The organism is bacterium (assembly GCA_024226335.1).
In the GTDB taxonomy this organism is placed as follows: domain Bacteria; phylum Myxococcota_A; class UBA9160; order SZUA-336; family SZUA-336; genus JAAELY01.
Window position 1 is genome coordinate 15972 of sequence record JAAELY010000270.1, and the last position, 15588, is coordinate 31559.

Genomic DNA, 15588 nt, shown 5'->3' on the forward strand with positions numbered 1-15588 from the left:
TTCTCCACTCAACCGATCCGCATCCGAGCCGAGGGAAACAGTATGGAGCGCCAAAAGCCCGACTCCCGAACCAACGAGATCGACCTCTATATCCGTACCTACTATTCGCTCTTGCGCAGTAGCGGTGAGGTCCGGTTGCGCTCTTTCGAAGAGGCGCATTGCTTTAGCAACTCGAGCCTGCACGCGGGGGCGCGAGAGCCCGAACCCGACATCGCCGCCTTTGGCTACGCTGCCGGCCGGCTCCCCGAGTGCATGCCGGACGTCGAGCGCACGGTACTGGGGCAGTCGAACGAGACCTTCGAGGCGTTCGGCTACGACGTGGGCCGCTGGGAGAGCCTGACCACGCGGGGCCGCCGTCGTCTGATTCGCTACGACGGACGAGGCACGCTCGCCGCCTACATCGCCAGTGCTTCGGATATCGACGATCTATTGCCGATCATGACCGCGTATCAGATCGAATGGAACAAGATGCACGATCTGCTTCGCGCGAGTCCGATCGGCACTCTGCTGGAGTCCGAGTCGAGCAAGGAAGAAGATCTGGACGAACGTCTCGCGTCGACCTTGCTGATCACCCGCGCCGACCTCGACCGTCTGCGCGAGGCGCTCGGCGTCGAGCACGTCACCGCACTTCGAGCACTCGCCACGCGTCGCTTCGATATGCGGGTTCGATTGCTTACGGGCTCCTTCAGTGAATACCAGCGCGCAGCCCAGGTCTGGTGGAAGGGTCTCGAGCGTACCTACCTCCGATCGGGCCAGGGCCAGCGTCCTCCCGTCTACTTCGTTTCTTCCAATACGCATTCGCTGGTCAATCTCCTGGGAGGCTACGCCAGATCGCACCGAGACACGTTGCTCGAAGCGGTGCGCAATCAGGGCCCCGCCGAACTTCAGCAACTACTCGATGAAACCGAGCGCGCGGGTGGGGAGCCGAGCGAGAACCTCTTGTATTTCGCGTTGCGCCATCACCTGTCGAGCCATCCCGAGGCGCTGGCCGAAGTCCAGGTCTGGGACGAAGAATCCGGTGTGATCTCGGTAGAGAATCGCGCGCACGTCGATGTGGACGCGCAGGTATTCGAGATTGGCCGATTGAAACCCGAGCGATTCGACCCGCGTCTCCAGATGCCGGGGCTCGAGCGAATCGCGGACAGCGACGCGCGCATCATCAACATCGACTATCCGTTGGGGATGGCGTCCTATCACCTCCTGTCGCGGGTCGGCCAGGGTGTGGGCCCCCTCCTGGGGCTCTACGTGATGGGCAAGGCCGCGACCCTGAACGGCCAGGTCGGCGATGTGATGATCTCGCGCGTGATTCACGACGAGCACTCCGACAATACCTATCTGACCCAGAATGCCTTTACGGTCGACGACGTGGCCTGCAATCTCGAGTACGGAAGCGTTCTCGACAATCAGAAAGCCGTGACGGTGAGAGGCGCATTCCTGCAGAACCCAAACTACATGGGCGTGTTCTATCGCGAGGGCTATACGGTTCTCGAGATGGAGGCGGGTCCCTATATGTCGGCAATCTACGAACTGGTCGACCCGCGTCGCCATCCGAATGACGAGATCATCAACCTCGGCGAGCGCACCGGTTTTGATCTGGGCACGCTTCACTACGCCTCGGACACTCCCTACAGTCGCCGGCAGAGCCTGCTCTCGAAGAGTCTGGCGTACTTCGGTATGGATTCGACCTACGCGTGCGCGATTGCGATCACCCGCCGGATCCTCGAACTCGAATTACAGCGTCTTGGAGCCGGTCCCGGAGCCCCTCCGGGAGCCTGATATACTCGGTCGGCGAGCGCTTGACGCGCCGGAGGGCAGGGTATGCACGAGCTTCTGGGTCTGACACTGCTCGAGCTCAGGGCTCGACTGCGCGATCGCCGTTCTTCTCCAGTCGAACTCATGGAAGCGGCGCTGAAGCGCATCGAGGAGACGCGCGAAACCTACAACGCCGTAGTGGCCGTTCGCGATCGCGACGAACTCATGAGCGAAGCGCGTGAGGCAGAGGCGCGCATTGTGCGCGGCGAGGCTCGACCGCTCGAGGGCATTCCTCTGGGCGTCAAGGATCTGGAAAACGTGGCCGGAATGGTCACGAGCATGGGGTCCCGCCTGTTCAAGGACAATGTGGCCCAACGCGACGACGTTCACGTGGAGCGATTGCGTGCAGCGGGCGCGATCCCCATGGCGAAGACCAATGCGCCGGAGTTCGGCCCAACGGCCATCACGAAGAATCTCTTGCACGGTGTGACGCGCAATCCCTGGAACCTCGACCGGACACCCGGCGGTTCGAGCGGCGGCTCGGCCGCGGCGCTTGCGGGTGGCGTTCTGCCGCTGGTCACTGCGAGCGACGGCGGCGGATCGGTTCGAATTCCCGCTTCGTGGACCGGTGCGTTCGGTCTCAAGCCTTCGCACGGTCGTGTGCCGATCGGTCCTAGCCCTGCGTGGGACGCGTCGATGATGGGTGTCTATGGTCCGCTGACCCGCAGTGTCGACGATGCGGCTCTGTATCTCGATCAGGTCGTTGGTGCCACACCACACGATCCGGTCGCGCTGCCGCATCCGGGCTACTCGTATCTCGACAGATTGCGCGAAGAGGAGCCCAGGGGATTGCGCATCGCGTACTCGCCCGACTTCGGGCGCATCCTGGTGCAGAACGATGTCGCGAGTGCGGTCGAAGAAGGTGTGAAGGTCTTTGAGAAGCTCGGCCATTCCGTGGAGCAGATCGAAGGCGGGCCGCCGCCACTGGCCGAGGAGTGGAACCAACTCGCGGGCTGGGGGCTCGCGGGACGCCTGCGCGATTTCCTTCCCGAACGCGAAAACGAGATCCAGCGCTATCTATCGCATCTGATCGAGCAGGGGAGGGCCCTCACGCCCGAAGTTTCGGCGCGCATCAACGAAACGCGCGCGCAGGTTCGGGACTGGGCGACGAGCGTATTCGAGAACTTCGATCTTCTGATCACCCCGACATTGCCCTACGATCCGCCACCGGCTCGCGGTCCATTTCCAACCGTAACCAATGGCCAGCCCCAGGATCCGATGGCCGCGGGTGGATTCACTCAGCCCTTCAATCTGGCCTGGCATCCCGCCGCAACCCTGCGCGCGGGTCTGTCGCGTGCGGACCTGCCCATCGGCATGCAGATCGTCGCTTCGCATCACCGCGACGATCTGGTTCTGGCGATTTCGAAAGTCTTCGAACGCGAGCGGCCGTGGAACGACATCTGGCCGGTCTGAGCGCGGACGCTACTCGAATTCGACGGCGATGATGGTGGCCAGCGGATCGAGCACCCGTTCGGGAACTTCGATGACGAGATCGCCGACTGGATCGTCATTGGACAGGCGATCCCGGGTCGAGGTTCGAGAGAAATGCTTGAGCTGCCAACCGCTGCGCAGTTCGCGCACGCGCAACACGCGGTTGACGTGTATCCCGCGCACGCATACCGATTCGTAAGGTCGAGACAATAGATGCAGGTAGACGATCTTGCCCCGGCGGGTCGTGGGCCCGTAGAACTGCCAGGCTTCGAGCCCGGGTTCGCTGCCGTAGATGGCGTCTGCGTAGGCATCCATCCACGGTATAATCTCGTCGATCCGCTCGATCTGCTCTTCGGGTAGCTCGCCACTTCCCATCGGCGACACGTTCAGCAGCAGATTTCCACCGCGACTCACGGTCTCGCAGAGGGCGTGGACCAGGGTGCGGGAAGACTTGTAGTGCGTGTCGGACCGGTTGTACCCCCAGCTTTCGTTCATCGGCAGACGGGTTTCCCAGCGACCTTCGGGCGCTTCGCGCGGAGAGAACGGCTCGACGCTGGAAAAATCTCCATAGCCGGGAAGACGCTCGTTGATCAGCACGCCGGGCTGAAATGAGCGAATCAAATCGTGCAGTTCCCGAGCTTCCCACTCTTCGGAGCTGCGCTCCCATTGACCGTCAAACCAGAGGAGATCGAGCTGGCCGTACAGAGTCAGCAGTTCTCTCACCTGTGCGAACATGAACTCCAGATAGCGGTTCCACTGGGCTTGTGAGGGCCGCTGTTTCTGTCCGGACGAATAGGGGCGATGCTCGTCGACGAAAGCCGGGTAGTCGGCGTGATGCCAGTCACTCAGCGAGAAACTCAACCCCAGTTTGATATCTAGTTCGCGAGCGGCTTCCACGAACTCGCGTACGATATCTCCGCGGTACGCACTGTGTTCCACCGAGAAGTCTGATTCGCGTGTATGCCATAACGCGAAACCGTCGTGATGTTTTGCCGTGAGAACTGCGTAGCGCATGCCGGCTCGACGGGCGCGTTCGAGCCAGGTGCGCGGACTCTGTGGTCGCGGAGAAAAAGACCGAGCGCTCTCGTGGTAGGTCTCGGCCGGAACATCCTGGCAGAGTGGGAGCGCGGCTGAGCCGCCGACGAGTGGCCACGACAACTCCCAGCCGCGCTGGCTGATATGTCCCCAGTGAATGAACATTCCGAAGCGCGCATCATCGAACCAACTCGGCATAGCCCGACCTCTGAGTGTGAGAGTAACTTGTTATGCGCGAGGAGTTCGCTCGAACCAGGGTTGTACCGTTTCGAGTTGTGCCGCCAGCTGGAAGAGTGTGGCTTCGTCGCCGAAGCGTCCGGCGAACTGGACGCCGATCGGCAAGTTCTCCGCATTCCAGGCCAGCGGAACCGACATTGCCGGGTGTCCCGAAGCGTTGAATAGAGAAGTGTAGCCGACGGTCTTGTTCAGATCGGCAATCATCTCGAAGATCTGCGGATGCGACAGGGACAGGCGCCCGAGTTCCAGCGGCGGCGTGGCCATGGTGGGCGTCAAGATCAGGTCGTAGTCGACCAGGAAATTCGAAACCTGTCGACCTACGGCGTGGATCACGCGCACGCTTCGCGCGTAGTCGGCTCCGGTCGTCTGGTCGACGCTCTGGGCCATGGCGTAGGTCAGTGTCTCGACGTCATCCTCACGGAGTTCGCGCCCCAACTCTTCGGCGCGCGCGTCCAGGGATGCGCGCAGGTTAGAAGCAATGATGGCTCGCGTGGCGGTGCCCAGCGTTTCGGAATCGATCTGGAGGCTCGCGGCTTCCACGTCGTGGCCGAGTTCCTCGCAGAGTCGCGCGGCGTTCTCTGCTGCGGACTTGCAGTCGGCATGGGTCTCGGCTCCGTTGAAGGACTCGGTGATCAACGCGATTCGCAGCCGTCGGGGTTCGGTCGCGGCTTCTTTGAGATAAGGTCGTTTCTGCGGCGGTGCGCAGTAGGGAGCTCCCAGTTCCGGTGCGCTGATCACATCGAGCAGGGCCGCGCTGTCGCGTACCGAACGAGTGACTGCGTGTACCGAACTCATTCCGCTCCAGCCTTCACCTGCATCGGGTCCGAACGGGTTGCGACCCCGGCTCGGCTTGAGCCCGAACAGTCCGCAGCAGGAGGCGGGGATGCGGATCGAGCCACCGCCGTCGCTGGCATTCGCAGCGGGAAGCATGCCTGCTGCGACGGCCGATGAGGCGCCGCCCGATGAACCTCCGGAAGTGTGCGTGATCTTCCACGGATTGCGCGTCTGGCCGAAGATGCGTGACTCGGTCGACGTGGTGAGTCCGAATTCCGGCGAAGCGCTCTTGCCGAAGATGACCAGGCCCGCCTTGCGATAGCGCGTGACCAGTTCGCTGTCGTGATCCGGGACGAAATCTTCGAAGATGCGAGATCCAAAGGTGGTGCGCGTGCCCGTGTAGAAGGCGTGCAGGTCTTTGAGCAGGAAGGGGACTCCCGAAAACGGACCCTTGGGCAGGCCCGCTTCGATGGACTTGCGCGCTTCGGTGTACATTGGGATGACGACGGCGTTCAGTTCGGGATTGAGCTTCTCCACGCGACTGACCGCGGTGTCGAGAAGATCGCTGGGGCTAACCTGCTTTTTCGCGACCAGTTCGGCCAGGCCCAGGGCATCGTAGCTTTCGTAGTCGTCCAGACGTCCCATGGAGTTCTCCTTCGCCCGCAGCATATCACGTGCGCCGAAGCCACAGAAAAGCCCGACAGTCCGTCAGTCGCGGAGTTCCTTCCAACCGGGCAGGGGTGCCAGCAAGCTGCGAAGCAATCGCGCTGTGGGTTCGAATTCTCGTTCGCCCCTTTCGGATACGAGTCGCAACCGCCTTTCGATCGGAAAGACCTCCAGCAGTGGTGGGGCCTTGCGAAAGGCGACGTGCAGATCCCAGAACGGTTTGTCGCGGTGCGACGTCGAGGAGATCGTGCGCAACAAGGGAGCGAGCAGGGCATTGCTTCTGCTCGGTTCCGAAAGCGCATCGAGCGCCAGGATGCAGGTATTCGTCGTATCGATGCGACCCGCTTCAATTGCCTGCCAGGCGTAACGTGCGGGAACCATGCTACTGAGCGCGCCGTCGACCACCCCGACCAGTTCGTGACGTTCGAAAAGCGCTTCCAGGATCGCGGTACTGCTGCGGTCCGCCGGATCGATGTCGTGCTGCAATACCGCCGGGATCGCGGCGCTAAAAGCAGCAGCGTCGAGGGCCGGAAGCTGCCGGGTCTCTGGTGTGGAACCGAAGAAGATGGGAACGAGCACCTGGCGACTCATGGCCATCGACACGAGCGCACTCACGACCCGCGCCAGAACCCGGCCCCGAATTCGCGAGAGTTCGCTCGCATCGCGCAAATCCTTGCCGAGCACTTCTGCGAATTCGGCCCTGGGCCTCCCGAGGGCTCCCGGGCCGAGCCCCGTGGCGAGGGTGTCTACTGGAATCGCGAGTTCCCCGAGCGTGAGCTGATCTCCATCGGGAGTCGCGAACAGTTCGCCCAGCGCGGCCTTCAGGTCGAGTCGCAGAGCTGCGGGAAGTCCGAAACGGGTGTTTGGATCGGGAGCGCGGAAGACCCCGTTCAAGCGAATGCGGCCGATCTCCCGGTAGATCTCTTCGACGTCGTAGTCGCGGGTCCGGCCGCGGATGACCGCAAGGATCGCGCCCAGACTGCATCCTACCATGTAAGCGGGCTCGATCTCGAGGTCCTGCAGGCGCTGGAGTGCGCCCAAAAAAATGTAGCCCGAGCCCGCGGCGCCGCCGAGCACCAGTGCAAGGCGCTTGTTCGCAATTTCCGCGTCCAGGCGTTCTTCGCTGGCGAGCTGGTTCTCGATGATCTGCGTCCGTGCTTCGCCGACCAGAGCCTCGACCGTGGGCAGCAGACCGTGAAGCTCGCGGCCGTCGATTTCTTCTTGATTCGTCGGAAGCACCGGTGCGAGCAGCTGCAACAAGCGCAGGCGAAACGTACCGATGTGGAAGACGAGCGAATCTCGTCCCCCTCCGATCGTCGTGAGCTGCGCGAGTCGCAGCGCGTAGCGCAGTCGGTCCAGATCCCGCGGGTTCATGAAAAAGGGCTCTTCGACGCTCTTGCGCGCGAGTGCGAGTTCGCCGCGGCGAAACGGTCTGAATTCGTCGAGGAAGGTCGCGACATCGATCACGGATCCAGAATACACCCAGCCCCTATTCCTTTGGTACCTTTCGTGCGCGCATGATCTGCTCAACAGCTCCCCCCCTGCCCGCAATCGCTCTCCTGCTGCTAATCGCGATCGGAGCGTGTGGCAAGCAGGGCGACGCGCCCGCCGTGCTCGCGGTCGCGTCCAGTCTTCGGAACGTCATGCCCGAGCTCATCGAGCGCTTCCGGGTCTCGCACGGGACCGGAGAGTGGGTTGCCACCTACGGGGGCTCAGGAACCCTGCGAGCCCAGGTGGAGGCGGGGGCTCCGATCGATGCCATCGTTTTCGCCGGTTCCGAGCCGGTCGATCTGCTGATCGGTTCCGGCGCCTTGCGGGCCGCCTCGCGCCGGGAGGTCGCGCAGAACTCTCTCGTACTGGTCGGGCCCATCGAGTCCCGGGGGCTGCGCTTCGAGAGTCTGGCTCAGCTCGGATCCGACCAGAAGCTCGTGATCGGTCTGCCCGACTCCGCTCCCGTCGGATCCTACGCGCGCCAGGCCCTGAAAGAACTCGAACTCTGGGAGGATCTCCAGGATCGCATCGTCTACGCCGGACACGTTGCCGCCGTGCTGGCCTATGTGCGCAGAGGCGAAGCCGCTGCTGGAATCGTCTACCGCACCGACGCGCAGACAGCCGATGACGTCGAACTCCTCGACACCCTTCCGGAAAGAGCGCGCATAGCGACGGAAATCGTCGCGGCGGTGAGCAGTCGTGCGAGGCACCCCCAACGAGCGGATGCCTTCGTGCGCTTCCTCGGGTCTGCAGGCGCCTCCGGGATCCTGAAGCGCGGTGGTTTCGAGGTGACCCTCGACGACGGGTCAGGAAGTTAGAAGTGGGTTCCGGCGACGCATTTCCGATTCTGCTCTCGCTGCGCGTCGCCACGATTGCATTGCTCGTGGTGGTCCCGTTTGGACTCGCACTGGCACGTCTGCAATCCCGCCACTACGCCGGGCGGCGCATCGTCGATGCATTCGTGCTGCTCCCCCTGGTTCTGCCTCCGTCCGTAATCGGCTTCTTCCTCGTGCTCCTTCTGGGTCGAAACGGTGTTCTTGGCCAGTGGCTCGACCGATTCTTCGACGTGCAGCTCGTGTTCACACCCGCGGCGGCAGTTATCGCATCGGCGATCGTTGCATTGCCCATGCTGGTCAAGACGGCGCAGCCCGCCCTCGAAGCCGTTCCCGCGGAACTCGAGAAGGTCGGCCGCTCGCTGGGACTCGGGCCGATTGAACTTTTCATGCGCGTCACCTTGCCCAGCGCCTGGCGCGGTGTGCTCGCGTCCGTCGTACTCGCGTTTGCACGAGCCAACGGGGAGTTCGGTGCCACGCTCATGTTTGCCGGAAACATTCCCGGTCGCACCAATACGATGCCGCTCGAGATCTTCGCGGCCTACGAAACGGGAGCTACGGGACGTGCAGCTCTCTACGTGGGTGTGCTGACCCTGATCTCGCTGGTGGTTGTGGTCGCAGCGGCGCGCCTGAATCCGGGTGAGCGCGGATGAAGGCCCTGGATGCCAGTCTGTTGATTCGTGTGGCAGACGAACGCTCCGAATTCGCAGTCGAGTCGGAGCTCTCGCTGGATCACGGTGTACTCGTGATGTTCGGTCCCTCGGGCGCGGGAAAGTCGTTGACGCTTCAGGGATTGGCCGGTTTGATTCCCGCCGAAAGCGGCTTCATCCGGGTCGGGGAGGAGACGCTCTTCGATTCCCGGGCTGGCGTGAATCTGCCTGCGTATCGGCGAAGAATCGGCTACGTGCCGCAACAGGATTCGCTCCTGCCTTTCTGTGACGTGGCCATGAACATCGCTTTCGGTCTTCCTCGGTCCGAGCGACGTCGGGACAATCCGAAGCTCGAAGGGTTGCTTCAGGAGTTCGGACTCGCGAAGCTGGCTCGCGCGCGCCCTAAGTCCCTCTCCGGGGGAGAGCGGAAACGCGTCGCACTCGCCCGAGCTCTCGCGGTCGAACCCCGTCTTCTCCTGCTCGACGAGCCCTTTGCCTCCATCGATCAATCGGGTCGGGAACAGCTGTACGGGATCTTGCGCGAAACACTCAGAGAACATGCAACCCCGGCCGTGATCGTCACCCACGATGCGCGGGAAGGCGCCAGCCTGGGCGATCACGTGGTGCGTTTCGAGCGCGGGCGCACCGTAGCAACGGGCTCGCCCGCGGAAATGCTCCCCCACGGCCAGCCCATTCGACTCTCCGGCCGGCGACGCGCGGCGCCCCAGGTGTTGAGCGACGGTCGCGTGCGCGTCGAACTGGATTCGGTGACGCTCGAAGTTTCCGCTGCGTTGCTGGATGCCGACGAGCAGGAGATCGAATTGAACCTTCGCGATCAAGCGCACTCCACGAGCGACGGACCGGAGGAGGAGTGATACCGCGCGTTGCAGGAATGCGATGGAAGCGCGAACGCGATTCTGGCATACAAGAGTCCGGCGCCGCGATGATATGGCGTGCAGGAGGCGACTCTCCTTGGCCGATACCGCACTATTCGTAACCTGCCTGGTCGACCAGCTCTTTCCCCAGGTGGGCGAGGCGACGGTCGATCTTCTGGAACAGTCCGGATGTACGGTCGCTTTTCCCTCGGCGCAGACTTGTTGCGGACAACCTCTGTTCAATACGGGCTACCGCGCGGAGGCCGCGCCGCTGGCCAGGCGTTTCATCGAGATCTTCGAAGACTTCGAACGGGTTGTCACTCCTTCCGGTTCCTGTGCCAGCATGGTTCGCGTTTTCTACACGGACCTGTTGCGCGACGAACCCGAATGGGCACGGCGTGCCGAAGCACTGGCGGCCAGGACTTTCGAGTTGACTGAATTCCTGGATCGCACATCGTTTTCCTCGGGTGCGAACCTGGAGGCCAGGGTCGTCTACCACCCTTCCTGTCATCTGAAACGCGAACTCGGGGTCGATGAGGCCCCGCGACGTCTGCTTCGACAGGTGCGCGGGCTCGAACTGATTGGACTCGACGATGGGGATCGATGTTGCGGATTTGGAGGTGCGTTCAGCGTCAAGCTCCCGGAACTTTCCAGCGCGATCCTCGAAGAGAAGCTGAAGGCGCTCGAAAATTGTGATGCGCAGTTCATTACCGCTGCGGATACCGGCTGTCTGATGCAACTGGGCGGTGCACTGAGTCGCAGGGGCTCCGGAGTGCGTGCCGTGCACATTGCCGAACTGCTGGCGGGAAGAGTCGCGTTGTGAAGATCGAATCCGAGCAGTTCGATCGGGCCGCGAGTTCGGCGATGGCAGATGAACGACTGCAGGCGGCGCTCTCGGATGCAACCGATCGCCTGCGCGATCGCCGCGCACAAGCCTTCGCAGAGTTTCCCGAAGGCGAGCGGTTGCGAGATAGGGCGAGGCAGATCAAACGCCACACGATCGATACGCTCGACACGCAACTCAGCCTGCTCGCTGAGCGTTTCGAGGCCGTCGGTGGAGTCGTGCACTGGGCCGAAGACGCCGCGCGCGCTAAGGAAGTGATTCTGGGCCTCGCGACCGAACGCAAGGCGAAGCTTGCGGTGAAGAGCAAGTCGATGACCACCGAAGAACTCGGACTGGCCGATGCCCTCAGCGACGCGGGGATTACTCCGCTCGAGACGGACCTGGGTGAGTACATCATCCAGATCGCCGGAGAGACTCCCTCGCACATCATCGTTCCGGCGATTCACAAGACCTTCGACGACGTGGCCGACCTGCTCGAGGAAAAGCATGGGACGGCGCGCTGCGAGGAACATCAAGCAATTACACAGGAGGCGCGCGATCGGCTTCGCAGCAGCTTCCTGGAAGCTGATCTGGGGATCAGCGGCGTGAACTTCGCCGTCGCCGAGACGGGAAGCCTGGTGATCGTCGAGAACGAGGGCAACGCTCGGCTCAGTACGAGTTTGCCGCGTTGCCACATCGCCGTGATGGGTATGGAAAAGGTCGTTCCTGACCTGGAGGCGGTTTCGGTCTTCCTGCGCATTCTGGCGCGCAGTGCGACGGGCCAGAAGATGTCGAGTTACGTCTCTGTGATCACCGGCCCCCGGCGCTCTGGGGAGGAGGACGGGCCAGACGAGCTGCATCTGGTCATCGTCGACAACGGGCGTTCGAAACTCTTGGCGGATCGGGCACTCCGCGAATCGCTGTACTGCATTCGTTGCGGCGCCTGCCTGAATATCTGTCCCGTCTACCGACACGCTGGTGGGCACGCCTACGGCTGGGTCTACCCCGGACCGATCGGCTCCGTGATCAACCCGACCCTGCTCGGGCCCGAGCGGGCAGCACCTCTCCCATTCGCATCTTCGTTATGCGGCGCGTGTCGCGACGTCTGTCCTGTGCGCATCAATCTTCCGCACCTCCTGCTGCATCAGCGCGATGCCGTGGTTCGCGCCAGTTCGACGGCTCGAATTCCCGGCCGAAGCGGTTTCAAGGGTTGGGTCGAGCGCAGCCTGGTGCGAGCTTACGCTCGTGTGATGAGGTCCGAGCGGCTCTACGGCCGGGCCGGCCGTCTGGCCCGGGGGATCGGGGCGCGCTTTGCCAGCGGAGGACGCATCCGTCGAGCACCCGGGCTGGGAGCGTGGATGTCGACGCGCGATTTTCCGGAGCCTCCAAAGAAGAGCTTTCGCGAGCGTTGGGAAGAGAAATGAGGGATCCGCTAACCCGCGGCGTGGACCGTCAGACTTTCCTCACCCGCGTGACCAAAGCACTTGCTGCGCTTCCGGGCGCGGCCGCTGACCCACTCGAACCGGCGCCTGCAATTGCCGTGGATGCACGATCCCGGGAAGAGATCGTGACCGAGTTCAGTGAAGAGGCAAGTGCAGCGGATGCGACACTTGCACGAGCGGGATCCCTTTCCGAACTGCGAGAGCAGATCGTGAGCTTTCTCGCCGCGCACGAACACGCCACGCTCGTGCGAGCCGACACTCCCCTGATTCGCCGTCTCGAGTTGGATCGTCCTCTCCAAGACGTCGGAGTCTCCGTGATCGCCGCGGACGCTAGAGCTCTCGAGTCACGAGACTCACTCCGAGCCGCGACAGAGCGTTCGCCCGTGGGGCTGACCGAGGTCGACTGGGCCATCTCCGAGACGGGAACGCTGGCGATTCTGCATCGGCCGGGGCAGGGCCGTGCGGTATCGTTGCTGCCTTCGACGCATCTCGCGATTCTACCCACGTCGCGAATTCTGCCGGACATCGGAGCGGTGCTCGGGCGTCTAGCGCCGGGGGAACTGCCCAGTGCAGTCACGTTCATTACGGGCCCGAGCCGCACTGCCGACGTCGAGATGGTCATCATCAAAGGAGTGCACGGCCCCAGGGAATTGCACGTGATCTTGTTCGACGATTCCGGGGATCCGGCCTCGCCGTCCCTGAAATCACGGATCGGGTAGAATTCGCAGGCTCGAATTCCGGGCCAATAGGGAGGTGACGTTCGATGAGTGACCGAGAGATCATTCTGCCCAAAGGCAGCGAGGCCACGTACACGCAACTCCACTTTGCACCGGCGGTGCGCATGGGTGACACGCTCCACTGTTCCGGGCAGACGGGAAGCGGAGCCGACGGAAAACTGCCAGAGAATCCCGAAGAACAGTTCGCCAATGCGTTCAAGAACGTGGAAACCGTACTGTCTGCAGCAGGTGCGAGTCTGAGTGATATCGTGGAACTCGTCACCTATCACGTCGGTTTCAACGAGCACATCGCCAGCTTCATGAAGGTGAAGGACGCCTTCATCAAGGAGCCCTATCCCGCCTGGACCGCGGTCGGGGTGAGTGAGCTGGCATTTGGTGCCGTCGTGGAGATCAAGGCCACGGCCCGGACCCGCGATTGATGGATCCGGAGCCCTATAGGCGAGCCGATCTGCCGATCGAAGAACGCGTCGAGGATCTGCTCGCCCGCATGACTCTGTCGGAGAAGCTCGCGCAGATCGGTTGTGTGTGGTCGACCAATCTGGTCGACGATCAGGGCTTCTCCGAGGAGCAGGCGCGCGAGCATCTCGCGCACGGGATCGGTCACGTTACACGGCTTTCGGGCAATACCGGTCTGCAACCAGAGCAGGCCGCGGAGTTGATGAACCGGATCCAGAAGTTTCTGGTCGAGGAATCCCGACTGGGGATTCCCGCCGTCGTTCACGAAGAATCGTGTGCGGGATTCCTCTCTCGTGATGCGACTCAGTTTCCACAGGCCATCGGGCTCGCCAGCACCTGGGAACCCGAACTGGTCGAGGCGATGTGCGGCGTGATCCGCGAACAGATGCGGGCCGTCGGTGCGCTGCACACGCTCGCGCCCGTGCTCGATGTAGCACGTGACCCGCGCTGGGGGCGAACGGAAGAGACCTTCGGAGAAGATCCCTATCTGGTGGGCCGAATGGGTGTCGCCTACGTGCGCGGACTGCAGACCGACGACCTGACTCAGGGTGTCGTGGCGACGGGCAAGCACTTCCTCGGCTACGGCGCCGGGGAAGGCGGAATGAACTGGGCTCCCGCACACATCGGAGAGCGTGAGTTGCGTGAGATCTACGCAGTGCCGTTCGAGGCGGCGATTCGCGAGGCGGGCCTGGCTTCGATGATGAACTCCTACGGCGAGATCGACGGCGTGCCCTGTGGTGCGTCCCCTCGTGTTCTCGACGATCTACTGCGCAAAGAACTGGGATTCGAGGGCGTCGTCGTCGCGGACTACTTCACGGTGCTCACTCTCCTGACCTACCACAAGATAGCCGCGACCCCGGGAGAGGCGGCGCGCATCGCGCTCGAAGCGGGCATCGACGTGGAGTTGCCCAAACTCGAGTGTTACGGGGAACCCTTGGGGCAGATGGTCGAAAGCGGCGTTGTTCCGGTCGAATGGGTCGATCGTGCGGTGGCTCGGCTTCTGCGCATGAAGTTCTCCGTCGGCTTGTTCGAGCAGCCCTTCGTCGATGCCGAGCGGGCGGCCGCGGTTTTCGACACACCCGCGCAACGAGGGCTTGCGCGGCGCATCGCGCAGAAATCCATCGTGTTGTTGAAGAACGAAGCGCAGGTGCTTCCGCTCGATCGCGACATCACATCGATCGCGGTGATCGGGCCGAGTTCTGATAGTGGGCGCCTGCTACTGGGAGACTACAGCTATCCCGCGCATCTCGAAATCCTGTACGAGGGTGAGCAAGCACCGGACGCACTCGCACCGGTCAGCGAGAGCAGTTCGTTGAAGGCGGGGCCGTACTTCGTGGAGATCGTCTCGGTGCTTCAGGGCATCTTGTCGGTGGTCGGTGACTCGACCGATGTTCGCGTGGCTGCCGGTTGTGCGACGACCGGCGACGATACTGAGGGCTTTGCCGCTGCGGTCGAAGCGGCGCGCAGCGCACGTGTGGCGGTCGTCGTCGTAGGCGGCCGGTCCGGACTTACCGAAAACTCGACCAGCGGCGAATTCAACGATCGCGCCGATCTCGGTCTGCCGGGGGTGCAGGAGCAGTTGGTCGCAGCCGTGATTGCGACGGGAACGCCGACCGTCGTGGTTCTGATCAACGGTCGACCTCTCGCCCTCGCGCAGATTGCGCAAGATGCGGCCGCAATCCTCGAAGCCTGGCTCCCCGGAGAGGAGGGCGGCGCGGCGGTGGCCGATATCCTGTTCGGCGACGTGAATCCAGCCGGTCGTCTGCCCGTTTCGTTGCCTCGTTCCGTAGGGCAGGTGCCCGTGTTCTACAACCACAAACCTTCCGGCGGGCGCAGCCAGATTCGCGGTCATTACAACGATTTGTCGAACGAGCCCCTTTTCCCGTTCGGATTTGGACTCAGCTACAGCACTTTCGAATACGCGAATCTCGAGATCAGCCCGACGCGAACGACGGCCCCCGGATGCGTTTCGATCTCGGCCGACGTGCGAAACATCGGACCGCATGACGGAGAGGAGGTCGTTCAGCTCTACGTAAATGACGTGGTCGCGAGCATCACCCGTCCGGTCAAGCAACTGGTCGGCTTCGCGCGCATCGCACTCGACGCAGGGCAGGTGCGCCGGGTTCGTTTTGAACTCGATCTGAACCAGCTCGCCTTTCTCGACGCGCAGATGCAGAGAATCATCGAACCCGGGCAGTTTCACTTCATGCTGGGCGCATCCTCACAGGACATCCGTCTCGAAGGGGACCTCGAGATCGAGGGAAAGGTCCAGGCGGTCCGATCGGCCGATCTGCAACCGACGCGCGTCGAAGTGCAATAGTCGAGT

General features: G+C 62.8%; 13 protein-coding genes. 10 read left to right on the forward strand and 3 right to left on the reverse strand.

The window, feature by feature from the left end; translation table 11 throughout:
• Window positions 1–42 precede the first annotated feature (42 nt).
• Both GY725_14415 and GY725_14420 read left to right on the forward strand, forming a co-directional pair.
• A complete protein-coding gene (locus tag GY725_14415; protein ID MCP4005382.1) occupies window positions 43–1776 on the forward strand; it encodes a hypothetical protein in 1734 nt (577 codons plus the stop codon).
• Window positions 1777–1818: 42 nt separating this feature from the next.
• On the forward strand, window positions 1819–3225 hold the full coding sequence (locus GY725_14420) for an amidase (protein ID MCP4005383.1): 1407 nt from the start codon (window positions 1819–1821) through the stop codon (window positions 3223–3225).
• Window positions 3226–3234: 9 nt separating this feature from the next.
• Here GY725_14420 and GY725_14425 read toward each other — a convergent pair whose 3' ends face one another.
• The 3 genes from GY725_14425 to GY725_14435 form a co-directional block, all read right to left on the reverse strand.
• On the reverse strand, window positions 3235–4476 hold the full coding sequence (locus GY725_14425; protein ID MCP4005384.1) for an alpha-L-fucosidase: 1242 nt from the start codon (window positions 4474–4476) through the stop codon (window positions 3235–3237).
• Window positions 4477–4506: 30 nt separating this feature from the next.
• A complete protein-coding gene (locus tag GY725_14430) occupies window positions 4507–5934 on the reverse strand; it encodes an amidase (protein ID MCP4005385.1) in 1428 nt (475 codons plus the stop codon).
• A gap of 63 nt (window positions 5935–5997) precedes the next feature.
• Window positions 5998–7437 carry a hypothetical protein gene (locus GY725_14435; protein MCP4005386.1) on the reverse strand — a complete coding sequence of 480 codons (1440 nt, stop codon included), beginning with the start codon at window positions 7435–7437 and terminating at the stop codon, window positions 5998–6000.
• Window positions 7438–7598: 161 nt separating this feature from the next.
• On the opposite strand from GY725_14435, the gene modA reads away from it, so the two are divergent.
• The 8 genes from modA to GY725_14475 all read left to right on the forward strand — a co-directional run bounded on the left by modA (window position 7599) and on the right by GY725_14475 (window position 15582).
• Window positions 7599–8264, forward strand: coding sequence for a molybdate ABC transporter substrate-binding protein (modA, locus tag GY725_14440; GenBank protein ID MCP4005387.1), 666 nt, complete (start codon window positions 7599–7601; stop codon window positions 8262–8264).
• 2 nt (window positions 8265–8266) lie between these two features.
• On the forward strand, window positions 8267–8932 hold the full coding sequence (gene modB, locus GY725_14445; protein ID MCP4005388.1) for a molybdate ABC transporter permease subunit: 666 nt from the start codon (window positions 8267–8269) through the stop codon (window positions 8930–8932).
• On the forward strand, window positions 8929–9804 hold the full coding sequence (locus GY725_14450; protein ID MCP4005389.1) for an ATP-binding cassette domain-containing protein: 876 nt from the start codon (window positions 8929–8931) through the stop codon (window positions 9802–9804). The genes modB and GY725_14450 overlap by 4 nt, the downstream gene beginning before the upstream one ends.
• 73 nt (window positions 9805–9877) lie before the next feature.
• A complete protein-coding gene (locus tag GY725_14455) occupies window positions 9878–10627 on the forward strand; it encodes a (Fe-S)-binding protein (protein ID MCP4005390.1) in 750 nt (249 codons plus the stop codon).
• Between the two features lie 41 nt (window positions 10628–10668).
• The gene (locus tag GY725_14460) at window positions 10669–12051 is read left to right on the forward strand and encodes an iron-sulfur cluster-binding protein (protein ID MCP4005391.1); all 1383 of its coding nucleotides are present in this window, start codon (window positions 10669–10671) and stop codon (window positions 12049–12051) included.
• A complete protein-coding gene (locus GY725_14465) occupies window positions 12048–12788 on the forward strand; it encodes a hypothetical protein (protein ID MCP4005392.1) in 741 nt (246 codons plus the stop codon). Before GY725_14460 ends, GY725_14465 begins: the two co-directional genes overlap by 4 nt.
• Before the next feature lie 44 nt (window positions 12789–12832).
• Window positions 12833–13225, forward strand: coding sequence for a RidA family protein (locus GY725_14470; protein MCP4005393.1), 393 nt, complete (start codon window positions 12833–12835; stop codon window positions 13223–13225).
• Window positions 13225–15582 (forward strand): beta-glucosidase, encoded by a 2358-nt coding sequence (locus GY725_14475; protein MCP4005394.1) that lies wholly within the window; start codon window positions 13225–13227, stop codon window positions 15580–15582. The genes GY725_14470 and GY725_14475 overlap by 1 nt, the downstream gene beginning before the upstream one ends.
• Window positions 15583–15588 lie beyond the last annotated feature (6 nt).

Coding starts and splice junctions, on each gene's coding strand:
- GY725_14415 (MCP4005382.1), top strand. CDS start 43: ATGGAGCGCCAAAAGCCCGACTCCCGAACCAACGAGATCGACCTCTAT.
- GY725_14420 (MCP4005383.1), top strand. CDS start 1,819: ATGCACGAGCTTCTGGGTCTGACACTGCTCGAGCTCAGGGCTCGACTG.
- GY725_14425 (MCP4005384.1), bottom strand. CDS start 4,476: ATGCCGAGTTGGTTCGATGATGCGCGCTTCGGAATGTTCATTCACTGG.
- GY725_14430 (MCP4005385.1), bottom strand. CDS start 5,934: ATGGGACGTCTGGACGACTACGAAAGCTACGATGCCCTGGGCCTGGCC.
- modA (MCP4005387.1), top strand. CDS start 7,599: ATGCCCGAGCTCATCGAGCGCTTCCGGGTCTCGCACGGGACCGGAGAG.
- GY725_14450 (MCP4005389.1), top strand. CDS start 8,929: ATGAAGGCCCTGGATGCCAGTCTGTTGATTCGTGTGGCAGACGAACGC.
- GY725_14455 (MCP4005390.1), top strand. CDS start 9,878: ATGGCGTGCAGGAGGCGACTCTCCTTGGCCGATACCGCACTATTCGTA.
- GY725_14460 (MCP4005391.1), top strand. CDS start 10,669: ATGGCAGATGAACGACTGCAGGCGGCGCTCTCGGATGCAACCGATCGC.
- GY725_14465 (MCP4005392.1), top strand. CDS start 12,048: ATGAGGGATCCGCTAACCCGCGGCGTGGACCGTCAGACTTTCCTCACC.
- GY725_14470 (MCP4005393.1), top strand. CDS start 12,833: ATGAGTGACCGAGAGATCATTCTGCCCAAAGGCAGCGAGGCCACGTAC.
- GY725_14475 (MCP4005394.1), top strand. CDS start 13,225: ATGGATCCGGAGCCCTATAGGCGAGCCGATCTGCCGATCGAAGAACGC.